Here is a 23,937-nt window from a genome sequence, read left to right as displayed (position 1 = left end):
TATCGTCATGGAAGCCATTCTCACCTCGACCGCGGTCGTCGCACTCGCCGAAATCGGCGACAAGACCCAGCTGCTCGCGATCCTGCTCGCCACCCGGTTCAACAAGCCGGTGCCGATCATCTTCGGCATCCTTTTCGCCACGCTCGCCAACCATGCGCTGGCGGCACTGCTAGGCGCGCAGGCCGCGGCTTTCCTCGACAGCCCGGCGTTTCGTATCGCGATCGGCGTCTCGTTCGTCGCGATGGCGGCGTGGACGCTGGTTCCCGACAAGTTCGACGACGAGGATGCCCCGCCGCCGCGCTTCGGCCCGTTCCTGACGACGCTCGTCGCCTTCTTCCTCGTCGAGATGGGCGACAAGACGCAGGTCGCGACGATCGCGCTCGGCGCGCAGTATCACAATGTCGTCGCGGTCACCGCCGGCACGACGCTGGGCATGATGATCGCCAACGTCCCGGCGATCTTCCTCGGCAATGCCCTGCTGAAGCGCGTCGACTTGAACAAGGTCCGGATGGTGGCGGCCGCATTGTTCCTGGCGATCGGGCTGTGGGTGCTCGCGCAGGCGGCGGGCTGGGTCGGGTGAACGACCTGCGGTGGTCGCAACCGCCGTTCGGTCGGCGCCGCAGATCACCGCCCCCATCCAGGCGGAGTGGATCGAGGTCCGAGCGTTCCAGGTTGGCCGTCCACGCCCGTGCCGGACGAACGGCGACGACTTTCGGTCAGGATGGGGCGCGAAAGGGCGACCGACCGGCGCCTCGTCGATCCACAGATGGATACGCGGCAGCACGCATTTGTTTTTAAAATGAAAAATGCGGTGAGCTGAGGTCGAATTATCGAGCTTGAATGCATCCATCTCGTTCTGCTCGACGTATCTGATCGTGCACATTCGTCGCAGTGCCGCCCAATTCAAGGAAAAATCATTCATGCTTACCTCCGCTTGCCGCCAGGATTCCTGGCGCGATACGTCGCGTGCCCGTTTGTTTGTCGGATCGATTCTGAGCGGCCCGATGGCCTTGATGCTGCTGGCGATGCCCGGCACCGCGATGGCCCAGGACGAGTGCGGCACGGCGCCTGCAACCCCCGGCACGGTCACCTGCACCCCCGCAGGAAATCCCTATAACAACGGTGTCACCTACATCGTCCCGCCGTCGGACCTGACGATCGTGCTTGAGGACGGCGTTCGCATCGACACCAGCGGCACCTTCAACATCGGCATTCTTGCGGTCGGCGATAGCGCCCTGACCGTCGACGGCGGCGTTAACACGCTCATCACCACCGATTCGGATGGTGGCTTTGGCGCGCTGATCTCGAACAATGTCGATCCGATCTCGGTGACGCTCGATCGGGTGATGACAAGCGGTGAGAACGCCATCGGTGTGGTCGCGAGCTCGTCCGAGGGCAATGTCACGGTCGACACGAACATGATCGAAACGGTCGGCGCGGGCGCCGACGGGATCAGCGCCAGCACCGATATCGGCGACATCACGATCCGTTCGGGCGGCGTATCGACGCAAGGCACGGGCGCCACCGCGATCGACGCCAACAGCGATTTCGGTGATATCGATATCACGTCGGGAACGATCACCACCGAAGGCGGCAGCGCCGGCTTTCTGAACCCGGGCGCCATCGGCATTCTGGCCCAAACCGGGGGCATCGGCACGGTCACCATCGATTCGGATAGCATCACCACCAGCGGCGACGACGCCGTCGCCATCCGTGCCAGCAACGGCACCGGCGCGCTGTCGGTGACGTCGGGCACGATCGGCACCACGGGTGCCAACGCGGATGCGATCAATGTCACCTCGCGCGGCACCGCGACCGTCGATGGAGGCACAATCACCACGACGGGCGACAATGCCGACGGCATCGTTGCCAGCGGCTTGACCGGCGCGAACGTCAGCTTCACCTCGATCACCACCACCGGCGATAATGCCAATGGCGTGCTTATCCCCGCCGCAGTTCCCTTCTTCGGGCCGCAAGCGTCGGCGACCGCGACGGTCAACGGCGGCAGCGTCAGCACTGCCGGCGCGGCCTCAGACGGCGTCCGCGCTGTCGCGGGCACCGGCGCCGCCGTGGTCAACGTCACGGGTAATATCACCACCCAGGGCGCAAACAGCCGCGGCATCTTCGCGACCGGTCCGGCAGGCGTTACCGTCACCAACGGCGGTACGATCGCCACCGCAGGCGACAGCAGCAACGCCGTCGATGTCGCCAGCACGGCTGGCCCGATCCTGGTCTCCGTCAACGACGTCACCACCACCGGGCAACTGTCGGGCGGCATACGGGCCATCGGTGGGACCGACGCGGACGTTTCCGTCACGGCCCGCGACGTCACCACCGCCGGCACGGCGGGCAGCGACTTCTTCTTCCTGCCCAACTCGACCGCGGTCGTCGCGCGCGCCGCGGGAACCGGCAACGTTGCAGTGACCACCCGCAATATCTCGACCGCCGGGCTCAGCGCCGCGGGAGTCGATGCCAGCGCCGTCACCGGCGACGTCATCGTCACCACTGGCGACATCGTCACCACCGGCGGCCGCGCCAATGGCGTGACGGCGGCCAGCGATGCCGGCAACGTCGTCGTCTCGACCGGCAATATCTCGACCAGCGGTGACAATTCGGACGGCGTTTCGGCGATCGCCAATAACGGTTCAGTGACCGTCGACACGCTTGGCGTCACGACGACCGGCTTTGCCGCCGACGGCATCAGCGCCAGCGCCGGCGCGGGCGGGGCCGATATCGGCTTCACCAGCGTCACCGCCGGCGGCACCTTGACCAACGGCATCAGCGCCACCTCGACCGGCGGCAATGTCGTCATCAGCGGCGCCAACGTCACGTCGACCGGTCAGGCATCGACCGCGATCTTCGGCTCGTCCGACATCGGCGATGTCAGCGTCACGACCACCGGCAACGTGATCGCGAGCGGACGCGGCGGCAGCGGCATCTTCGCCGTTTCAGACGCCGGCAATGTGTCGGTCGTCGCCAACAACGCATCGACGGTCGCGGCGCTTGCCGATGACACGAACGCGGCGCGCGGTGCGATTTTTGCCAGCGGCGCCAACGCTGCTGTCACGGTGGCGGGCACCGCCACCACCACGGGCACCGCCGAGTTTGGTGGCAGCGCATCGGCAGTGACGGCCATCGCCACCAACGGCAACGCCACGGCGACCATCAACAATGCGTCTTCGAGCGGCGCCATGGTGGATGCGGTCGTCGTGACGGCGACAGGCGACGCGACTGCGACCGTCAACGGCCGGGTGCAAAGCCTTGGCGCGGCCGGTGACGCCCTGGTGGTCACCGGCGGCGACAATGCGACCGTATCACTCGGTGCGAATGGAAATGTCACGGCGGCGAACGGCAATTCGATCGTCCTGTCGTCGGTCAATGGCAGCACGGTCAACAATGCCGGGACGATCGCCAACAACGCCAATGGTTTTGCGGTGCTGGCGACGGGCGGTCCGATCGTCATCAACAACAGCGGCAACCTCAGCTCGGATATCCAGCTGACTGCCGGTGCCGACCGGATCAACAACAGCGGCACCTTCACCGTCGGGGTCAATCCCGATTTCGGAGCCGGCGTCGATGTGTTCGCCAACAGCGGGACGATTCTCGTCGGCAGCGGCGGCACCGCGGTCGTTGCGCCGACCTTCACCGGCCTCGAAAGCCTGACCAACAGCGGCACGATTTCGCTGGTTAACGGGCGCGCGGGTGACACGCTCACCTTGCCGGGCACCTATGCCGGCGCCAACGGGACGCTCGGCCTCGACATTTTGACCGGCACGACCACTGTTGCCGATCAGCTCATCGTCGGCGGCCTGGCGAGCGGCAACACGATCGTCGTGCTCAACCGGGTTGCGGGCAGTACCCCGGTGTTCAACCCCGGCACAGTGGTGGTTCGCGCCGGCATCGGATCGTCGGCGGATGCCTTCGACCTCGCTGGCGGATCGCAGGATCTGGGCTTCGTGCGTTTCGAAATCCAGAACAATGCCGCGGACGGGACCTTCTTCCTGACCGCCGCCCCCAGCGATGCTGCGTTCCGGACGCTCAACTATGCCGAAGGAGTGCGCAGCCTGTGGCTCAAATCGGCCGATGTCGTGTCGGCGCAGCTTCGCGCCCGCCGAGACGCCTTGTGGACGCAGGGCGGTGGTGACGTCGCCGGGCGGACGTGGATCCAGATCCACGGTTCGGTCGAGAAGCGCGAAGGCGTGCGTAGCTTCAATGCCTTTGGCCAGTCGAGCCAGACCAACACCGGATATCAGCAGGACTATTTCGGTGGCCAGCTGGGCTTTGATGTTAATGGCGGCAGCGGCGAACGCGGTGGTTTCGCGTTCGGGGTTACCGGCGGCTACCTGAATTCGTCGATGAACTTCGCGGGATCGGCAGACCGGTTGCGCTTCGATGTTGTCAACGGCGGGGTCTATGGCAGCTATTCGGCGGGCAATTTCTTCGTCAACGCGCTCGGCAAATATGACTATATCTGGGCCGATGCCAAAGTCAGCGGGGCCGGCTTTCAGCAGGATCTGAACGGCAGCGTCTATGGCGCGCGCGGCGAAGCGGGCTTTCGCTTCGGCAGCGACAGCTTCTTCATCGAACCTGCCGCCAGCATCTCTTACGTCAAGAATGATTTCGACGATCTGACCCCGCTTGGCACGACGATCGGCTTCGACGAGGACGAAGGCCTGCGCGGGCGCTTCGGCGGCCGCATCGGCGGCTCGTTCGATCTGAGCGGTTCGGAAGTCGCACTCTATGCCGGCGGTAACTATGTCCGCGAATTCAAGGGCAAGGACCGGGTCACCTTCGCCGGCGGCGGCCAGACCTTGACCTTCACCAACGATCGCATCGACGATTATGGCGAAGCGATCGTCGGCGTGACGATCGCCCAGAGCCAAGGCGTCAGCGGCTTTTTCGAGGGCCATTACACGCGCTCGTTCAGCAGCAACAACGGTCTGCGCGATCGCGAGGGTGCCGGCGGCCGCGCCGGTATCCGCGTCAAGTTCTAAAGCCGACGGAACTGCAAAACTCCCCCTCGGGGCGCCGCGAGCGAGGCTCGCGGCGCCCTTTTTTTGGGGACGCGAGGATCGAACGTTTTTGCAAATCAGTATGGGCGTGGCGGACAGGGTGGGATTCGAACCCACGGTGAGCTTGCACCCACGGCGGTTTTCAAGACCGCTGCCTTAAACCACTCGGCCACCTGTCCTTGCTGCCGCCGCCATAACGTTTGGCGGGCAGGCGGCAAGGGAAACCTGTCGGCCTCGGCCCGCCGTGCGAATGAGTCGGCCGGTCGTGCGGTGGGGTGGCCAATCCGCGTGCATCTGTGCCAGACACGCTCTATGGGTGGGGACGTCATGCACGCTATACGTTTCAGAATCGGTCGTCTTTTGGGTCTGGTGACCGCGCTTTTTTCGGCGTGGATGCTCACCGCGTCGGCGCCGCTGCACGCGCAGGCCGGCGACAATGCGGGGTTCACCGCCTATGTCCAGTCGCTGTGGCCGAAGGCGCAGGCGCGCGGCGTTTCGCGCGCGACCTTCGACCGGGTGACCGCGGGGCTGCGCTATAACGCGCGGGTCGTCGCGCTCGACCGCGACAATCTGGGCACGCCGACATCGGTCGAAGCGCCGATCCCGAACTTTGCGCCGTACCGGGTCAAGCATGTCGATGCGGCGCGGATCGGCGGCGGGCGCCGCGTTCACGACCGATTGCTGCCGCTATTGTCGCGGATCGAGCAGCGCACCGGGGTGCCGACGAGCATCATGATCGCGATCTACGGCCACGAAACCGCTTATGGCCAGGTCACCGGCAATTTCGACCTGCCCGAAGCGCTGGCGACGCTGGCCTATGAAGGGCGCCGCCGCAGCCTGTTCGAACCCGAATTTATCGCGACGCTGGAAATGGTCCAGAAGGGCGTGCCGCGTGAGGTGCTGAAGGGCAGCTGGGCGGGCGCCTTTGGCTATCCGCAATTCCTGCCCTCGGTGTTCCTGGACGTCGCCGAGGATGGCGACGGCGACGGGGTGGCGCGGATCTGGTCGAGCGAGGCCGACGCGATCGAATCGATCGGCGCCTATCTGCGCCGCGCCGGGTGGCGCGCCGGGCAGCCGTGGGGCGTCGCGGTGCGCGTGCCCGCCGGGTTCGACCGCGCCCGCGTCGCGACGCGGCTGGTGCCGACGCGCTGTCCGCGCGTGCTGGGGCGCCACAGCCGCTGGCGCTCGATGGCCGAATGGCGCGCCGATGGCGTTCAGCCGGTCGGCGGGGGCTGGCCGGGCGATGCGGTGCAGGCGGTGCTGCTCGAGCCCGACGGGCCGGGCAACACGGCCTATTTGCTGACCGGCAATTATCGTGCGATACTCGATTACAATTGTTCCAATTTTTACGCGCTTTCTGTGGGGTTGCTGGCGGATGAAATCGATCGTTAGGGGCGGGGGACTGATGGCCGGAGCGGCGTTGCTGCTCGGCGGATGTGGCAGTTTCGATGGCAAGCGCGAAAACGGTCCCGCAGCGGGGCCGGTGCCGGCGTCCGCCGCCGTGGATGCCGACGGCCCGGTGAAGATCGGCGCGCCCTACACCATCGGCACCACCACCTATACGCCCGTCGACGTGCGCGATTATGACGAAGTCGGCTATGCCAGCTGGTACGGCGACGAACTGGCCGGACGACCGACCGCGAACGGCGAAACATTCGACCCGGCGGCGATCACCGCGGCGCACAAGACGCTGCCGCTGCCGAGCTATGTCGAGGTCACCGCGCTCGACACCGGGCGGACGATCCTGGTCCGCGTCAACGACCGCGGACCGATGGCGAACGACCGGTTGATCGACCTGTCGCGCGCCGCCGCCGAGCAGCTGGGACTGAAAGCCGGAGTGGCCGGGGTGCGCGTACGGCGGACCAACCCGCCGATGTCCGAACGCGCGCAGCTGCGCGCGGGCGGCGCGGTGCCCGCGCGCATCGCGACGCCGGGGTCGCTGCTCACCATCCTGCGCGACAAGCTGAAAGCGCTGCCGGTTCCTGCCGGGGTTGTGGCGGGTGCGACCGCGGCCAGCGCGCCGACGCCCACGCCCGCGACCGGCGGTGCCGCGGTGCCGACGAGCGGCGATCGTTTCATCGTCGAGGGCAGCGGCGCCACCGCCCCCGTGCGCACTGCCACCCCGAAACCTGCCGCCGCACCGGCGGCGCCCAAGCCCGCGCCCGCGGCAGCGACGGCCAACGCCGGTGGCTATGTCGTCCAGGTCGCGGCGTTCAGCGGCGAAGCGCGTGCCAATGCCGCGGCGAAGTCGGTCGGCGGGACCGTGGTCAGAACTGGCAGCCTGTGGCGGGTGCGCATCGGGCCGTTCGCCAGCGACAGCGACGCGCAGGCGGCGCTCGGCAAGGCGCGCGCCAAGGGCTTTCGCGACGCACTGGTCCAGCGCGACCGGTGACGGTCGGGCGGATGCGACGTAACCACGCAATCATTAGGGTAGGGGCGGGGGCGCTCGCCGCGCTGGCGATCGTCGCCGCGCTGCCCGCGGCGTCGGCGGGCGACAAGCGCAGCGCGGCGCCGGTGAGCCGCCCGCTCTATATCACCCAGGCGCCGATCGTGATGCTGAAAGACCTCGATTCGGGGGCTATCCTGTTCTCGCGCGGCGCCGACAAGCGTTTCGCCCCGGCGTCGATGGCCAAGGTGATGACCGCCTATGTCGTGCTCGACCTGATCGACAAGGGCGAACTGACGCGTGACCAGCGCTTCACGATGACCGAGGCGCTGTGGAAGAAATGGAACGGGTCGACCGGCGGCTCGACGATGTTCCTGCGTGCGGGCGAAAAAGTGTCGGTCGACGAGCTGCTGAAAGGGCTGATCACGGTTTCGGGGAATGACGCCGCGGCGCTGCTGGCGGTCGGCATCGACGGGAGCGAGGCGGCTTTCGTCAAGCGGATGAACAATGTAGCTGCCGATATTGGGATGGCCTCGAGCCGGTTCGGTACCCCCAATGGCTGGCCCGACGGCGGGGTGACGAAGGTGAGCGCCGCCGACCTGATCACGCTCGCCGACCGGCTGATCCGCGACCATCCGGCGGGCTATGCGCGCTATTTCTCGATCCCCCGCCTTCAGCACGGCACCTCGCCCGACGGCAAACCGATCGTCCAGCGCAACCGCAACCCGATCCTCGGTCGGTTCGTCGGCGCCGACGGCCTGAAAACCGGCCATACCGCAGAAGCCGGTTTCTGTTTCCTGGGGTCGGCGAAGCGCGAAGGACGGCGGCTGATCATGGTGGTCGCCGGGATGGGCAGCGAAACCGCGCGGCGCGACGAGGCCGAGCGGCTGATGCGCTGGGGCTTCGACGAATGGGAAGGGCGCGAGATTGTGCCTGCGGGCGCCAGCATCGGGCGGCTCGACGTCAACGGCGGGCGGACGCCCGCGGTATCGACGCGGACCGGAATGGCGGTGCGGATGACGGTGCCCCGCGGCCATGTCGGCGGCTATCGCGCCGTCCTGCGCAGCCGGGCGCCGCTGGTCGCGCCTGTCGCGCGCGGGGCGCGAGTCGCCGAACTGGTCGTCACCCCTGCAGGGCTGCCGCCGCAGACAACACCGCTGATTGCCGCCACCGACGTCGGGACGGGCGGCTGGTGGGAGCGGACGCGCACTGGCCTGTATCGGCTGACCGGGCTGTGAGCGGCCGCTTCATCACCCTCGAGGGCGGGGAGGGGGTCGGCAAATCGACCCAGATCGCCGCGCTGACGGCCGCGCTGGCCGCGCACGGGGTCGAGGTTGTCGCGACCCGCGAACCCGGCGGCAGCGCCGGCGCCGAGGTGATCCGGGCGCTGCTGATGGAAGGCAGCGACGACCGGTGGGATGCGCGCAGCGAGGCGTTGCTGTTTGCGGCGGCGCGCGCCGACCATGTCGCGCGGACGATCCGCCCGGCGCTGGCGCGCGGCGCGTGGGTGCTGTGCGACCGATTCGTCGACAGCTCGCGCGCCTATCAGGGCGGCGGCGGCGGCATTACCGACGCCGATATCTTGGCGCTCCACGGTTTCGGCTCGCTCGGCTTGCTACCCGATCGCACCTTTCTGCTCACCGTCAGCGCCGACGAGGCGGCGCGGCGGCTGGCCGTGCGCGATGCTGGCGGCGGCGACCGCATGGGCAGCAAGCCCGCCGACTATCAGGCCCGGCTGGTGGCGCGGTTCAACGAAATGGCCGCGTCCGATCCCGCGCGCTGGCGGATCGTCGATGCCGACGCGCCCGCCGCGGCGGTGACGGCGGCGATTTTTGCGGAGCTGACCGAATGGCTGCCATGATCGGCCACCACGATGCCGAGACCGCGTTCCTCGAAGCATGGACCGCCGGGCGAATGCACCATGGCTGGCTGCTCGCGGGGCCGCAGGGCATGGGCAAGGCGGCATTTGCGGCGCGCGCGGCGCGCTTTCTGGTGACGCACGGCCGCGGTGGGGAAGGGGCAAGGATCGCGCTCGACGATCCCGGCGACACCGCCGCCGACCGCCTGGTCGCGGCGGGCAATCACCCCGAAATCCTGCCGCTGACGCGGCAGGCGAAGGACAAGAGCAAGGAGCTCGCGCGCAACATCACGATCGACCAGGTGCGCGACCTCAAGGCGCGGCTGCACTTCTCGCTCTCGCTTGGCGAATGGCGCGTGATCATCGTCGATGCGATCGACGATCTGGAGCCGTCGGCGTCGAACGCCCTGCTCAAGACGCTGGAGGAACCGCCGGCGCGGACGCTGTTCCTGCTGATCAGCCATTCGCCGGGGCGCTTGCTGCCGACGATCCGGTCGCGATGCAGAACCCTGCGGTTTCAACCGGTTGACCGTGACGCCATGACGGCGTGGCTGCACGATCTGCGGCCGATGCTCGACATGGCCGAGGTGCGCGCGATCGTCGCGGCATCGGGCGGGGTCCCCGGCAAGGCGCTGGCGCTGATCGACAGCGATGTCGCGGCGACGGAGAAAAAGCTGCTCGCCATCGCGGCGTCGGGGGACCCCGGCAACCGGCTGCGCGAGGCGCTGGCGCGCGAGGTGGGGGGCACCGCCAATCGGGCGCGGCTCGAGCTGGTGATCGACATCGTCCCGGGCCTGCTGGCGCGGCTCGCGCGCGAGCGCCCGGTGGCCGAGATGGCGCCGGTGCTCGAGCAATGGGACCGCGTCCAGCGCACCGTGCGCGACGCGGTGCGCGGATCATATGACGGGGCGATGGTCGGGTTCGAAATCGGCAATTGCCTCGCCGAACTGGCCCCGCGCGCGACCGAAGCGGCACGCTGACGCTTTCCCTTCCGCGCCCCAGCCGCTAAGGCGCCGGCATGTCCGACAATACCGACCCTTTCTATATCACCACCGCGATCAGCTATCCCAACGGTCGCCCGCACATCGGCCACGCCTATGAAGCGATCGCGACCGATGTCATGGCGCGGTTCCAGCGCGCCCGCGGCCGCGACGTGCGGATGGTCACCGGGACCGACGAACATGGGCTGAAGATGTTCCAGACGGCGCGCGACCAGGGCCGTGCGACGATCGACTTGGCCAACGAAATGTCGGGATATTTCCGTGAGATGTATGCCGCACTGAATATAAGTTACGACAGTTTCATGCGCACGTCGGACGCCGCGCATCACGCCGCGTCGCAGGCGCTGTGGCGAGCGATGCAAGCCAATGGCGACCTGTATCTCGACCGCTACGAGGGCTGGTATTCGGTCCGCGACGAGGCGTTCTACGATGAAAGCGAACTCGTCGGCGAAGGCGAGGCGAAGCTCTCGCCGCAAGGCACCGCGGTCGAATGGACGGTCGAGGAAAGCTGGTTCTTTCGCCTGTCGAATTATCAGGACCGGCTGCTCGCGCTCTACAACGACAATCCCGATTTCATCCGTCCCGACAGCCGCCGCAACGAGGTGCTGCGCTTCGTCGAGGGCGGGCTCAAGGATCTGAGCGTTTCACGCACCAGTTTCGACTGGGGCGTGCCGGTGCCGGACAGCCCGGGGCATGTGATGTACGTCTGGGTCGACGCGCTCACCACCTATTTGTCGGGGATCGGCTATCCGGCGTCCGACGGCGATTTTGCGCGCTTCTGGCCCGCCGACATCCACATGATCGGCAAGGATATCGTGCGTTTTCATGCGGTTTACTGGCCGGCCTTCCTGATGAGCGCCGGTTTGCCGCTGCCCAAACAGATCTTTGGTCACGGCTTCCTGCTCAACCGCGGCGAGAAGATGTCGAAATCGCTCGGCAATGTGGTCGATCCGATGGCTCTCGCGGCGCAATATGGCGTCGATCCGCTGCGCTATTATCTGCTCCGCGAAGTGAGCTTCGGGCAGGACGGCACCTATTCGGCCGAGGCGATCGTGCGCACCACCAACGCCGACCTCGCGAACAGTTTCGGCAATCTGGCGCAGCGCAGTTTGTCGATGATTTTCAAGAATCTGGGCGGCGAACTGACCAGCGATTATCCCGCCAATGAAGAGGACTGGGCGCTGCTCGGCGACATTCTCGACATGGCGACCGAGCGCCTGCCGCGCGAATTCGACCAGCTCGCCTTTTCGAACGGGATCGAGGATTGGCTGCGCGCGGTGTTCGCCTGCAATCAATATGTCGATACGCAGGCGCCCTGGGCGCTGCGCAAGACCGACCCCGAACGGATGCGGGCGGTGCTGATGACGCTGTTCCGTGCCGTCCGCACCCTCGCGATCGCGATCCGCCACGTCGTGCCCGTCGCCGCCGACGCTTTGCTCGACCAGATGGGCATTGCCGCCGACGCGCGCGATTTCGTCGCGCTGCAGGACGCCAACTGGTTCGCCAAGCTCGCCGCGAGCGAGTTCAAGCTTGGCCAGCCGACCCCGCTGTTCCCGCGCCTCGAACTGCCCGAGGGGGCCGGCGCGGGGGAAGGGGAGGCGTGATGCTCGTCGATTCGCACTGCCATCTCAATTACAAAGGACTTGTCGAACAGCAGGGCGACGTTCTCGAGCGCGCCCGCGCCCGCGGAGTCACCGCGATGCTCAACATCGCGACGCGCGAGAGCGAATGGGACGATGTGCTGGCCGCGGCCGAAGCCAACCCGGACGTCTGGGCGAGCGTCGGTATCCATCCGCACGACGCCGACCATCATCCCGACGTCGACACCGCGAAACTCGTCGAACGTGCCGCGCACCCGCGCGTGATCGGCATCGGCGAGACCGGGCTCGATTATTATTACCACAAGAGCGACCGAGCGCGGCAGCAAGACAGCTTTCGCCGCCACATCCATGCGGCGCAGCAGACGCAGCTGCCGATCATCGTCCATACCCGCGATGCCGAGGACGACACGCTGGCGCTGCTCGGCGAGGAAATGGCGAGGGCGCCGTTTCCCGGCGTCATCCACTGTTTCACCGCGAGCGACGATTTCGCCAAGGCGGCGCTGGCGCTTGGCCTCTATATCTCGATCTCGGGCATCGTGACGTTCAAGAATGCCGCCGATCTGCAGGCAACCGCGACCTGGGTGCCGCAGGACCGGCTGCTGGTCGAAACCGACTCCCCCTTCCTCGCCCCCGTTCCGCATCGCGGCAAGACCGGCGAGCCCGCGTTCGTCGCCGACACGCTGGCGTTTCTCGCCACCCTGCGCGGCGACGACCGCGATGCGCTCGCCGCGGCGACCAGCGTCAATTTCTATGCGCTGTTCAGCAAGGCGGCGCCATGACGTCACATACATCATGAAGGTCAGAATATTGGGGTGCGGCACCTCGTCGGGGGTGCCGCGGATCGGCAACGACTGGGGGCAGTGCGACCCCGACAATCCGCGCAATCTGCGCAGCCGGGCCTCGATCCTGATTTCGCTCGGCGGTTTTCGTCTGCTCGTCGACACCAGTCCCGACATGCGGCTGCAACTGCTCGATGCCGAGGTCGGCGAGGTCGATGCGGTGCTGTGGACGCACGAACATGCCGATCATTGCCACGGCATCGACGACCTGCGGCAGATCATGCACCTGCGCGGCTCGCCGGTGCCGGGCTATGGGCGCGAGCACGTCCTCGAGACGCTGAAATGGCGATTCACTTACGCCTTTGCCGGCAACGCCGGTTATCCGGCATCGGTCGATCCGGTGGAACTGATGGACCATCAGTCGATCGGGCCGATCGAGGTATCGGCGATCGAAATGCCGCACGGCCCGATCAAGGCGAGCGGAATGATCTTCAGCGACGGTGCGCACAAAATCGCCTATGCGACGGATTTTTCACGCTTTACCGACGAGATGGTCGAGTTTTTCCAAGGCGTCGACCTGTTCGTCATCGACGCGCTGCGCCGCTATCCGCATCCGACGCATCCGCATCTGGCGATGACGCTGGCGGCGCTCGAAAAATGCGGGAGTCCGCGGGCGATCATCACGCATATGGACAATACGATGGATTATGACGATCTGGCGGCCGAATTGCCCGACGGTGTCGAGCCCGGCTATGACGGACTGGAGGTGCAGATATGAACGGCGATACGGCGGTCGAACTGATCTGGTTTGCGGGCGCGTTTGCGCTCATCGTCAGCGCGCTGGTCGTGCGTCGGCTGCCGGCGGGACAATGGGTGAAGATGGGGCTGGCGTGGGCGGCGATCTTTGCGTTGGTGTTCATGGTGATCCGCACGTGGCAGGCGGTGACGTGAAGGCGGCACAGTGCTGCGCTGCCTCTATCTAAATTTAACATAATATATATTATCGGATAAAGCTATGACCGACGGCGCGGCCATCTCCCCCCAGTCCCCCATCGACCGGCTGCTGGCGATCATGGCGCGATTGCGCGATCCCGATGGTGGCTGCGAATGGGATCTGGCACAGGATTTTGCGACGATCGCGCCCTACACGATCGAGGAAGCCTATGAGGTCGCCGATGCCATCGCCGGCGGCGACCCTGCCGCGATCTGCGACGAGCTGGGCGACCTGTTGCTCCAGGTCGTCTTCCATGCCCAGATTGCAACCGACGCCGGGCTGTTCGGCTTCGACGACGTCGCCAACGCGATTTCCGCCAAGATGGAACGCCGCCATCCGCACATCTTCGGCGCGGCGCGTGCCGCCGACGTCCGCCAGCAATGGGAAACGATCAAGGCGGCCGAGCGCGCCGCCACCGGACCCGCGGGCGCATTGGCCGGCGTTGCCGTGTCGCTGCCGGCGTTGCTGCGTGCGCAGAAATTGCAGGGGCGCGCCGCGCGCGTCGGGTTCGACTGGCCCGACGCCGAAGGCCCGCGCGACAAGATCGTCGAGGAACTGGCCGAAGTGGCCGCCGCCGACAGCGACGCCGCGCGCCACGAGGAGGTCGGCGACCTGCTGTTCGCCGCAGTCAACTATGCGCGCAAACTGGGCGTCGATGCCGAGGATGCGCTGCGCGCCGCCAATGTGAAATTCGCTCGCCGCTTCGCCGCGATGGAGGAGCACGCCGGCGGGACGCTGGCGGGGCTATCGCTCGATGCGCAGGAAGATCATTGGACCGCGGTCAAGGCGTCGGAACGGTCGTAGCGGGCCAGAGCCGTTCGAACCGCGCGCGGTCGGCGGGGTCGAGCCGGACGGTCAACACATGGCCCTCGTCCTGCGGTTCGTCGCCCAGCACCTCGCCGCGCGCATGCAGCCAAGCCGCCGCCTCGCCCTGCTCATACGCAAGGTAAATCCGGTCGACCTTGTGCGCGGCGGTCAGTTGCGCCGCCATCAGCATCCTTGCCGCTTCGACGCCTGCGCCGGTTACGGCCGAAATCACCGCGACGTCACTCCGCCGCGCCGCCATCTCTTCGATCAGCGGGCGCAGGTCGGGGTCGGCGGTGTCGATCTTGTTCCATATCTCGATCTGCGGAATCGCGGGCGGGGCATCGCCCTCCTCCCCATCTTGGGCGCCGTTGACGCCGAGCGAATTGAGGATCGCGCGCACATCGTCATATTGCGCTTCGCTGTCGGGATGGACGATGTCGCGAACATGGACGATCAGGTCGGCGGTCGTGACCTCCTCGAGCGTGGCGCGAAACGCCGCGACGAGCTGCGTTGGCAGGTCGGAGACGAATCCGACGGTGTCGGACAGGATCGCCTTTTCGATGCCCGGCAGCGAAATTTCGCGCATCGTCGGGTCGAGGGTGGCGAAGAGCATATCTTCCGCCATGACGTCACTGCCCGTCAACCGGTTGAAGAAGGTCGATTTTCCGGCGTTGGTATAGCCGACGAGTGCGACGACCGGCCATGGCGCACGCTGGCGCTTGGCGCGCTGTAGCTGGCGCGTGCGCCGCGCGTCCTCCAGGCTGCGACGGATGCGGGCCATGCGGTTGCGGATCATCCGGCGATCCGCCTCGATCTGCGTTTCGCCCGGACCGCCGAGAAAGCCGAAGCCGCCGCGCTGGCGCTCGAGGTGGGTCCAGCTGCGCACCAGTCGGCCCGCCTGATAGTCGAGATGCGCCAGTTCGACCTGTAGGCGACCCTCTGCGGTCGCGGCGCGTTCGCCGAAGATTTCGAGGATCAGCCCGGTACGGTCGATCACCTTGGTGCCGAACGCGGTTTCGAGGTTGCGCTGCTGGATCGCGGTCAGCGATGCATCGACGACCACCAGTTGCACGCCGAGCGCTTCGATGTCGGGCTTGATCGCATCGATCTGTCCCACCCCAATCAGCGTCGCGGCGCGCGTTTGGCGCAGTCGCAGCGGATGGACGGCGACGACGTCGAGCCCGATCGCGACCGCAAGGCCGCGCGCCTCCTCGGCCCGCGCGCCGAGGTCGCGCGACAGTTTCTGGCTATGCCATTCGGGCACGACGAGCAGCGCCGCGGCGCCGCGCGTCACCTCGTCTTCATTGTCGGTCATCGGATCGATCAGGCGTCGCCCGCTTCGCCGTCCGCTTCGCCGCTGTCGGTCAGGTTGATCGGGCCGTTCGGCTGGACGGTCGAAATCGCATGCTTGTAGACGAGCTGCACCTGGCGTTCGCGTTCGAGCAGCATGCAGAACAGGTCGAAAGCGACGATGTCGCCTTGCAGCATCACGCCGTTGACGAGGAACATCGTCACCGACTCGTCCGACTTGCGCACCGCGTTCAGGAACACGTCCTGCAACGCCTTCCCTTTGCTGGGCGGTGCTTCACGGACATTGTCGCCGAGGAGCGCGAGATCGAAATCGTGCGAGGGCATGACGGTGGAGATCGCATGCTTGTAGACGAGCTGCGATTGGCCGTCGCGGCGGAGCAGCAGCGAAAAATTGTCGAACCAGGTGATAATGCCCTGCAGCTTGACGCCCTTGACGAGGAACATCGTCACCGGGGTTTTGCTGCGGCGGACGGCGTTGAGGAAAATATCCTGGAGATTCTGGTTTTTATCGGACACATTGGCCTCCTGTTCTTGGCGGCTTCGCCGCATTATGACACCGGTTTATCCGGCCCCTTTGACCTTGTTAGCGGGCAATATGCGGCAAACTGCGCACGAGGTCTAGCGTAAAGCCGTCACGCTTCGCCGTCCGAACTCTCGGTCAGCCCCAAAAGTTTCAGTTTGCGGTGCAGCGCCGAGCGCTCCATGCCGATGAAGGTCGCGGTGCGCGAGATATTGCCCGAAAAGCGGTTGATCTGGATGCGCAGATATTCGCGTTCGAAATTCTCGCGCGCTTCCTTGAGCGGGATCGCGGTGATCGATTCCGAATTCGGCAGGATGTCGGTGCCGCCGCGCACCAGCTCGGCGGGCAGCATATCGGCGTCGATCCGCGCCAGCCGGTCGCTCGGCGCGAGGATCATCACGCGCTCGATCACGTTGCGCAGTTCGCGGACATTGCCCGGCCACTCGTGGGCCTGCAGCGCCGCCATCGCCTCGGCGCTGATTTCGGGCGGCGGAACGCGGCGATCGGCGGCGTAACGGCGGATATAATGGTCGCACAGGCTGGCGATATCGTCGCGCCGCTCGCGCAGCGGCGGGATGTGCACCGGGACGACGTTGAGCCGGTAATAGAGATCCTCACGGAAGCGGTTTTCCGCGATTTCGGCGACAAGATCGCGCGCCGAGCCCGAGATGATCCGCACATCGACGCGGATCATCGTCCGTCCGCCGACGCGGGTGAAGCTCTGGTCGGTCAGCACGCGCAGGATTTTGCCCTGGGTGGTCAGCGGCATGTCGGCGACCTCGTCGAGGAACAAGGTGCCGCCGTGCGCCTGCTCGAGCAGCCCGACGCGGATCGACCCGTCCTCGGCTTCCGAGCCGAACAATTCGGTCTCGACCGTTTCGGGATCCATGCGCGCCGACGAAATGACGCGGAAGGCCGCGTTCTGGCGGCCGCTCCAGCCATGCAGGACGCGCGCCGCGACCTCCTTGCCTACCCCGGCCGCACCGGTGATCAGCACCCGGCTGCCGGTGCCAGCCACGCGCTTCAACGTCGCGCGGACATTGTTGATCGCGGCGCTGGTGCCGGTGAGTTCGTCGGACGGCCCCGCCTTTTCGCGGAGCTGCGCATATTCGAATTTCAGCCGCTCATTCTCGGTCGCGCGCGCGACGAGGTGGAGCAGGCGCTCGGCCTCGAACGGCTTTTCGATGAAATCGAACGCGCCGCGGCGGATCGCCGCGACCGCGGTGTCGAGACCGCCGTGGCCCGAGATGACGATGATCGGCAGCGTCGGATCGAACGCCTTGATCGCCTCGACGAGCCCGAGCCCGTCGAGCCGCGACCCCTGCAGCCACACGTCGATCAACGCCAGCGAAGGCCGGCGCTGGCGGATCGCCTCGAGCGCGGCGTCGCTGTCGGATGCGGTGCGCGCTTCGTAACCCTCGTCCTCCATGACGCCGGCCACCAGCTCGCAAATGTCGCGTTCGTCGTCGACGATCAGAATATCAAGCGCCATGGTCTTCTCTGTCCTGTCGGTTGCGGATCCGCCCCGGAACCGATTCTGCCTGCCCCATCGTCGTTTCACCACCCTGCCCTGCCAGCGGGCGCAGCCGGTCGGGATGGAGGGTCAGCGTCACCCGCGTGCCGCGGCCCGCAGGGTTGTCGGAAAATTCGAGGTCGCCGAAATGCTGTTCGACGATCTTTTTGACGATCGCGAGACCCAGCCCGGTGCCGCCCTGGCGCGTCGTCATATAGGGTTCGGCGATCGCCTCGCGGGCTTCGGGGAGGCCGATGCCGTCGTCGGTGACGGTGATCGCAATTTGGCCATCGTTGCGCATATCGAGCGCGGCGCGGATGTGGCCGGATAGCGGCGGTTCGAGATTTTTCGAGCGTTCTTCAATCGCTTCGACGGCATTTTTGACAATATTCGTGAGCGCCTGCGACAACAGGCGGCGATCGCAGACGAGCGGTTCTATCGCGTCGGGTACATCGACGACGAACTCGATGTCCGGCTTGGCGACCTCGAACAGGAACACCGCCTGCTTGAGGATGTCGCGGATGTCCTCGACCCCGAAGGTCGGCTTGGGCATGCGCGCGAAGCTGGAGAACTCGTCGACCATGCGCCGCATGTCGTGGACTTGGCGGACGATGGTGTCGGTCAGCTTCTTGAAGGTCGCGGTATCGCCCTCGACCTTGTCGCCGAAACGGCGCTGGAGGCGCTCGGCGGCGAGCTGGATCGGGGTCAGCGGATTCTTGATCTCGTGCGCGATCCGGCGCGCAACGTCGGACCAGGCGGCGCGGCGCTGATCGAGCAATTGCTGGGTAATATCCTCGAAACTCAGCACGAAACCGTCGCCCTGCGCCACCGCCTTGGCGGCGAGCGTCGCGGGTTCGGCGTCGCGGCGGGCGAGCTGGACGATCGCCTCGCGCTCGTCGCCGGTGAGCAGCCGGGCGAGTTCGGGGGCGACGTCGGCGAGCGGCGCCCCGGTCAGGCAGTTGCTCGACTGGCAGATCAGCCGTTCGGCGGCGGCGTTGGCGAGCAGGATGCGGTGATCGGCATCGACCGAAATCACCGCGGACGACACGCCGCTGAGCACCGCCTCGATAAAGCTGCGCCGCGCCTCGAGTTGTTCGTTGGCGCCGACGAGCGCGCTCGTCTGCCCCTCGAGCTGTTCGGTCATCCGGTTGAAGGCGACGGTCAGCACCGAAATCTCGTCGTTCCGGGCCGGCGGGGTGACGCGGACCGACAGGTCGCCCCCCGCCGCGGCGCGCGTCGCCCCGACGAGGGTGCCGAGCGGGCGGATGATGCGGTCGGCGACGACGATCGCGGCGATCACCGCGAGCGCGAGCAACAGCAACGAGCCGAGATAGAGCGCGCCGTTGAACTGGAGTTGCAACAGCTGCGAACGCGCGAACAGATTGTTGTAATCGGCGAGCACCGTCCCCGCGCGCGCCGATTGCGAAAAGCCGGGGACGTTGAAATCGCGCGACGCATAGACGAACGCGGCCCTCGAACTGGGCAGACGCGTCACCGCCTCGATCCGGTTGCGCTGGCGGGTGATGACGACATCCTCGCCCGCGTTGAGGCGGCGGATGACCTCGGGCCGCAGCAGCTGGTCGGCGTTGCGGTCGTCGGGGGCGACGGCGGTCGCGGTTCGCGCGATCCCGTCGGGACCCAGCTCGATGATCGCCGACTGGTTGAGGCTGCGGACGACGACCTGCTGGAAATAATAGGAGGAGAAATCGGCACCGTCGATCGGCGCCTTTTCGAGATAGCCGCCAAGATCGGTGGCCATGGCGACCGCATTGGCGCCGACTTCGCGCTGGTTTTCTTGATAATAGCCCTCGGCCAGCCCGGCGGCGTTTTCGAACATCCCGCGCGAGCGATCCGAGAACCAGAAATCGACCCCGAACTGGAACAGCAGCGAGGCGAAGATCGCCACGAGCAGCGTCGGCGCCGCGGCAATCAGCGAGAAAAGCGCGACGAGGCGGACGTGGAGGCGGCCGTTGCCGCCGCCCATCGTGCTTTCGGCGCGCGCCCGCGCGACGCGGCTGCCGACGAGCACGATCAGCGCCATCGCCGGCACGAGGTTGGCGACCATGATCGCGGCGACCAGCGCCGGGGTGAGCAACCGCTCGCTCTGCGCATCGCCGGTGACGAAGATATAGGTGGCGACGCCGATGCTGACGACCAGCGCCAGCGTGTAATATTCGGGCGCGGCGAAGCGCCAAATGCCCGAACGTGCGCCCTCTTCGTCGGAAACGGCATCGAGAGCCAGAGGAGCGAGCTGCGCCATTGTGGTTTCAATACGACAAACCTGTTGCATAGAAAACACACAAAGTGCGTTAGGAGATCAGCCGGGGCGATTTATGGACGAGTTGCCCAGCATGGTATGTCAGCCGTGCGGATAACGATTTCCGCTCTGGGGTGGATTCCGGACAATCCCCCTCCCTTTCAGGGAGGGGTTAGGGGTGGGTTGCGAGCGATAGCGAGCGGCGGTGAATATGCCGCCGTTGGCGGCTACCCACCCCCAGCCCCTCCCTAAAAGGGAGGGGAGCAACAACGTCCGCAACCGGTCGTTACCAGCCATTCCGACATGGGAAACTACACCCCCATCAGGGATGCGCTGGGTCGATGTCGAGTTGGCCGAGCCGTTTGCGCAGCGTGTTGCGGTTGATGCCGAGGCGGCGGGCGGCTTCGAGTTGGTTGCCGCGCACTTCGCGCAGGACGCGGCGAAGCAGCGCGGCTTCGACGATCGCTTCGAGCTGGGCGTGGATGTCGCCGTCGCCGTCGGGGCCCGCCATGCGTTCGCGCGTCCAGTCGTCGACGGCGCGCGCAATGGTTTCGGCGGGGTCGGCGGGCATCGGGCCGTCGCCATGGTCGTGGAGCACCGCCTCGACATCGCGCGGCATCACCATCGTGTCGCGCGAGAGCACCGCGAGGCGCTGGACGACGTTGCCGAGTTCGCGGACGTTGCCGGGCCAGTCGTGGCGTTCGAGGAGTTGCATCGCCGCCGGCGCGAACTGGCGGTCGGGCAGCCCAGAGGCGCGCCCCGCCTCGACGAAATGGCGCACCAGCGCCGCGATGTCGCTGCGCCGGTCGCGCAGCGGCGGCAGCGTCACCGGGATGACGTTGAGCCGGTAGAAGAGATCCTCGCGGAAGCGCCCGTCGGCGACGAGGCTGCGCATGTCGCGGTGGGTCGCGGCGACGACGCGGACGTCGGCCTTCAGCGCCTGGCTGCCGCCGACGGTCGAATATTCGTTGCTTTGCAGGACGCGCAGCAGCCGCGTCTGCGCGTCGAGCGGCATGTCGCCGATCTCGTCGAGGAACAAGGTGCCGCCCGCCGCCTGTTCGAAGCGCCCCGCGTTGCGGCTGTGCGCGCCGGTGAAGGCGCCCTTTTCGTGCCCGAACAGCTCCGCCTCGATCAGTTCGCGCGGGATCGCCGCCATGTTGATCGCGACGAACGGCCCCGCGCGCCGCAGCCCGGTGGCATGGACCGCGCGCGCCACCACTTCCTTGCCGGTCCCCGATTCGCCGAGGATCAGCACCGCAAGGTCGTTCGAGGCGAGGCGGGCGATGGTGCGGTACACCGCCTGCATCGCCGGCGCGCGGCCGACGAGGCCGTGGCTGTCGGCGGGACCGGCGCCCGCCTTGACCGCGGGTTCGGAGCGGCGGCGATTGAGCGCGGCGCGGACGCTGGCGGTCAGTTCTTCGAGGTCGAAGGGCTTGGGCAGATAGTCGTAGCTGCCGATCCCGGTCGCGCGCACCGCGGTGTCGAGCGTGTTCTGCGCCGACAGCACGATCACCGGGGTGTCGGCATCGACCCCGGCGCCGGGCAGCGAATCGATGCCGTCGCCGTCGGGCAGCACGACGTCGGTGATCACAAGGTCGGGGCGATGGTCGGCGAGCCAGGCGTTGCGTTCGGCGATGCTGCCGACCGAGGCGAACAGGCCGCATTCGTCGAGCAAGGTTTCGCGGATGATCATCGCGATCGCGGGATCGTCCTCGACCAGCAGGATCGTCTTGCCGTTCATCGCTCCGCCCTTCCCTTGCGCGCCGCGACCGGCGCCGCGGGCAGGTGGACGCGAAAGCGCGTCCAGTCGCCGTCGCGCATATGCTGGACGGTGCCGCCCATGTCGCGCGCGAGCTTGGCGACCAGCGCGAGGCCGAGCCCGCGGCCTTCGCGCTTGGTGGTCACGAACGGGTCGAACAGGTCGCCGCGGATGTCGGCGGGGACGCCGGGGCCGTTGTCGCTGACGCTGAGTTCGATCGGCAGCGCGATGCGGCCGCGGCCGTCGTCATTGTCGATCGACAGACCGTGGCGATAGGCGGTGGCGATGCGGACGACGCCGTCGTGCTGCCCGCCCAGCGCCTCGCAACCGTTGGTGACGAGGTTGAGCAGAATCTGCACCATGGCGTCATGGTTGCCGAGCACCAGCGGCAGCGACGGGTCGAAATCCTCGGCAAAGCGGATATCGGGGAGCTGGCGCGCGCGCAGCGCCTCCATCGCCTGGTGGATCGGCTGATAGAGGTTGATCGGCGAACAGACGATCGGCTGGCCGCGCGAGAAATGCTCCATCTGGTCGATCAGCGTCGTGATGCGGTCGACCTCGGCGCAGATCAGCGTCGTGAAGCGTTCGCCGCTGGTGTCGGTCTTGCGCGCCAGCAATTGCGCCGCGCCCTTGATCCCGGCGAGCGGGTTCTTGATCTCGTGCGCCAGCATCGACGCCGCGGCGCCCGCGGCGCGCCCCGAACGGCCGATCGCGCCGCCCATCAGTTCGGCTTCGCTCTGCGAGGGCAGCAGCGCGAGGATGCGGTGGCCGCCATGGCCATAGGGGACCATCTGCATGTCGACGAAGATCGCGCGGCGACCGCCGACCGAGATTTCGGCGCGGTGAGCGAACAAGGCCGAGGTCGCGGGGTCGTTCATCCGCTGGCGATAGCTGCGGTCCATGCCGATCACGTCGTAGACGACGCGCCCGACCATCGTCGCGCGGCTGACGTTGCAGAGCTGTTCGGCGGCGGCGTTGACGAACAGCACCACCCCGCCCTTGTCGAGCAGCAGCGTCGCGACGGGATGCGACTGGATCAGTTCGTCATGGTCGAAGCTGGGGATGCTCGACGTCAGCGCGCTCACGCAGCGGCTCGGCTCAGGTGGGCGTCGGTGCGGTGGGCGTCGGTGCGGTGGGGGTTGTCGAGGTGCGGGCCGTAGAAAGCTTCGAGCGCTGCGAGCACGCCCTTGCTGTCGGGGATCTGGTTGACCTTGTTGCGGAACTCGGCCGAGCCGTGCAGCCCCTTGACATACCAGCCGAGGTGCTTGCGCGCCATATTGACCCCGGTGATTTCGCCATAATGGTCGATCATCGCGCGGTAATGCGATGTAATGACGTCATATTGTTCGTCGAGACCGGGGTCGGGGCGGGCCGCCTCACCGCGCAGCGCCGCCATCACCTGGCCGAGCAGCCACGGGCGGCCATAGGCGCCGCGGCCGATCATGACGCCATCGGCGCCGCTCTGTTCCAGCGCGGTTTTGGCGTCGTCGGCCGAGCAGATGTCGCCGTTGGCGATCACCGGGATCGACACCGCGTCCTTGACCTGGCGGATGAAGCGCCAGTCGGCCTCGCCGCGATACATCTGGTTGCGGGTGCGGCCGTGGACGGTGACGAGCTTGGCGCCCAGGTCTTCGGCGATATGCGCGAGTTCGGGAGCGTTGAGGCTGTCGTGGCACCAGCCCATGCGCATCTTGACCGTCACCGGCACCGACACCGCCTCGACGCAGGATTTGATCAGCGCCGCGGCGAGCGTCAGGTCGCGCATCAGCGCCGACCCGGCGTCGCCGTTGGTGACCTTGCGCACCGGGCAGCCCATGTTGATGTCGATGATCGCGGCGCCGCGATCCTCGTTGAGCTTTGCCGCCTCGCCCATTTCATAGGGGGTGCAGCCGACGAGCTGCATCGACACCGGTTCTTCGACCGGGTGCCATGCCGCTTTCTGCACCGACTGGCGGGTTTCGCGGATCGCGGCCTGGCTGGCGATCATCTCGGTCACGTTCAGCCCCGAGCCGTAGCGGCGCACGAGGGTACGGAACGGCATGTCGGTGACGCCGGTCATCGGCGCGAGGATCACCGGATCCGCGATGCTGATGCTACCGATCTGAATGGGGCGCAGCGCCGCCATGGAAGAAGCCTTCG

At 66.9% G+C, this 23,937-nt stretch carries 19 protein-coding genes and 1 tRNA gene; 12 read left to right on the top strand and 8 right to left on the bottom strand.

Going from position 1 to position 23,937, the window contains the following annotated elements:
• Positions 1–7 precede the first annotated feature (7 nt).
• Both HEQ22_RS07280 and HEQ22_RS07275 read left to right on the top strand, forming a co-directional pair.
• Entirely contained in the window at positions 8–580 is a 573-nt protein-coding gene (locus HEQ22_RS07280) for a TMEM165/GDT1 family protein (RefSeq protein ID WP_432770522.1), read from the top strand.
• A gap of 424 nt (positions 581–1,004) precedes the next feature.
• Entirely contained in the window at positions 1,005–4,994 is a 3,990-nt protein-coding gene (locus HEQ22_RS07275; protein ID WP_432770521.1) for a beta strand repeat-containing protein, read from the top strand.
• Positions 4,995–5,101: 107 nt separating this feature from the next.
• Here HEQ22_RS07275 and HEQ22_RS07270 read toward each other — a convergent pair.
• Positions 5,102–5,191 (bottom strand) — tRNA-Ser (locus tag HEQ22_RS07270).
• Positions 5,192–5,405: 214 nt separating this feature from the next.
• Here HEQ22_RS07270 and HEQ22_RS07265 point away from each other — a divergent pair.
• The 10 genes from HEQ22_RS07265 to mazG all read left to right on the top strand — a co-directional run bounded on the left by HEQ22_RS07265 (position 5,406) and on the right by mazG (position 14,435).
• Positions 5,406–6,404, top strand: a complete 999-nt coding sequence (locus HEQ22_RS07265; RefSeq protein WP_432770833.1) for a lytic murein transglycosylase — start codon at positions 5,406–5,408, stop codon at positions 6,402–6,404.
• The gene (locus tag HEQ22_RS07260; RefSeq protein WP_432770520.1) at positions 6,388–7,404 is read left to right on the top strand and encodes a septal ring lytic transglycosylase RlpA family protein; all 1,017 of its coding nucleotides are present in this window, start codon (positions 6,388–6,390) and stop codon (positions 7,402–7,404) included. Before HEQ22_RS07265 ends, HEQ22_RS07260 begins: the two co-directional genes overlap by 17 nt.
• 11 nt (positions 7,405–7,415) lie before the next feature.
• Positions 7,416–8,636 carry a D-alanyl-D-alanine carboxypeptidase family protein gene (locus HEQ22_RS07255; protein WP_432770519.1) on the top strand — a complete coding sequence of 407 codons (1,221 nt, stop codon included), beginning with the start codon at positions 7,416–7,418 and terminating at the stop codon, positions 8,634–8,636.
• The gene (gene tmk / locus HEQ22_RS07250) at positions 8,633–9,259 is read left to right on the top strand and encodes a dTMP kinase (RefSeq protein ID WP_432770518.1); all 627 of its coding nucleotides are present in this window, start codon (positions 8,633–8,635) and stop codon (positions 9,257–9,259) included. Before HEQ22_RS07255 ends, tmk begins: the two co-directional genes overlap by 4 nt.
• Positions 9,247–10,236, top strand: a complete 990-nt coding sequence (locus tag HEQ22_RS07245; RefSeq protein ID WP_432770517.1) for a DNA polymerase III subunit delta' — start codon at positions 9,247–9,249, stop codon at positions 10,234–10,236. The genes tmk and HEQ22_RS07245 overlap by 13 nt, the downstream gene beginning before the upstream one ends.
• Positions 10,237–10,274: 38 nt before the next feature.
• Positions 10,275–11,861, top strand: coding sequence for a methionine--tRNA ligase (gene metG / locus HEQ22_RS07240; protein ID WP_432770516.1), 1,587 nt, complete (start codon positions 10,275–10,277; stop codon positions 11,859–11,861).
• Positions 11,861–12,637: a TatD family hydrolase gene (locus HEQ22_RS07235; protein WP_432770515.1), complete on the top strand. Its 777-nt coding sequence runs from the start codon at positions 11,861–11,863 to the stop codon at positions 12,635–12,637. The genes metG and HEQ22_RS07235 overlap by 1 nt, the downstream gene beginning before the upstream one ends.
• Before the next feature lie 13 nt (positions 12,638–12,650).
• Positions 12,651–13,415, top strand: coding sequence for an MBL fold metallo-hydrolase (locus tag HEQ22_RS07230; protein ID WP_432770514.1), 765 nt, complete (start codon positions 12,651–12,653; stop codon positions 13,413–13,415).
• The gene (locus HEQ22_RS07225; protein ID WP_432770513.1) at positions 13,412–13,588 is read left to right on the top strand and encodes a hypothetical protein; all 177 of its coding nucleotides are present in this window, start codon (positions 13,412–13,414) and stop codon (positions 13,586–13,588) included. Before HEQ22_RS07230 ends, HEQ22_RS07225 begins: the two co-directional genes overlap by 4 nt.
• 64 nt (positions 13,589–13,652) lie before the next feature.
• The gene (gene mazG / locus HEQ22_RS07220; protein WP_432770512.1) at positions 13,653–14,435 is read left to right on the top strand and encodes a nucleoside triphosphate pyrophosphohydrolase; all 783 of its coding nucleotides are present in this window, start codon (positions 13,653–13,655) and stop codon (positions 14,433–14,435) included.
• Here mazG and hflX read toward each other — a convergent pair.
• The 7 genes from hflX to dusB all read right to left on the bottom strand — a co-directional run bounded on the left by hflX (position 14,413) and on the right by dusB (position 23,923).
• On the bottom strand, positions 14,413–15,753 hold the full coding sequence (gene hflX, locus HEQ22_RS07215) for a GTPase HflX (protein ID WP_432770511.1): 1,341 nt from the start codon (positions 15,751–15,753) through the stop codon (positions 14,413–14,415). The two genes, mazG and hflX, sit on opposite strands and share 23 nt — an antisense overlap.
• 8 nt (positions 15,754–15,761) lie before the next feature.
• Positions 15,762–16,265 carry an RNA chaperone Hfq gene (hfq, locus tag HEQ22_RS07210; RefSeq protein ID WP_432770510.1) on the bottom strand — a complete coding sequence of 168 codons (504 nt, stop codon included), beginning with the start codon at positions 16,263–16,265 and terminating at the stop codon, positions 15,762–15,764.
• Positions 16,266–16,381: 116 nt separating this feature from the next.
• The gene (locus tag HEQ22_RS07205; RefSeq protein WP_432770509.1) at positions 16,382–17,761 is read right to left on the bottom strand and encodes a sigma-54-dependent transcriptional regulator; all 1,380 of its coding nucleotides are present in this window, start codon (positions 17,759–17,761) and stop codon (positions 16,382–16,384) included.
• On the bottom strand, positions 17,751–20,042 hold the full coding sequence (locus tag HEQ22_RS07200; RefSeq protein ID WP_432770508.1) for a sensor histidine kinase: 2,292 nt from the start codon (positions 20,040–20,042) through the stop codon (positions 17,751–17,753). Before HEQ22_RS07200 ends, HEQ22_RS07205 begins: the two co-directional genes overlap by 11 nt.
• 319 nt (positions 20,043–20,361) lie before the next feature.
• Positions 20,362–21,780: a sigma 54-interacting transcriptional regulator gene (locus HEQ22_RS07195; protein WP_432770507.1), complete on the bottom strand. Its 1,419-nt coding sequence runs from the start codon at positions 21,778–21,780 to the stop codon at positions 20,362–20,364.
• Entirely contained in the window at positions 21,777–22,883 is a 1,107-nt protein-coding gene (locus HEQ22_RS07190; protein WP_432770506.1) for a two-component system sensor histidine kinase NtrB, read from the bottom strand. Before HEQ22_RS07190 ends, HEQ22_RS07195 begins: the two co-directional genes overlap by 4 nt.
• A complete protein-coding gene (gene dusB / locus HEQ22_RS07185) occupies positions 22,880–23,923 on the bottom strand; it encodes a tRNA dihydrouridine synthase DusB (RefSeq protein WP_432770505.1) in 1,044 nt (347 codons plus the stop codon). Before dusB ends, HEQ22_RS07190 begins: the two co-directional genes overlap by 4 nt.
• Positions 23,924–23,937: the final 14 nt, after the last annotated feature.

This window comes from Sphingopyxis sp., assembly GCF_050916055.1.
Taxonomy (GTDB): domain Bacteria; phylum Pseudomonadota; class Alphaproteobacteria; order Sphingomonadales; family Sphingomonadaceae; genus Sphingopyxis.
The sequence above is the reverse complement of the archived record's forward strand: the minus strand, read 5'-3'. Positions and strand labels throughout refer to the sequence as shown.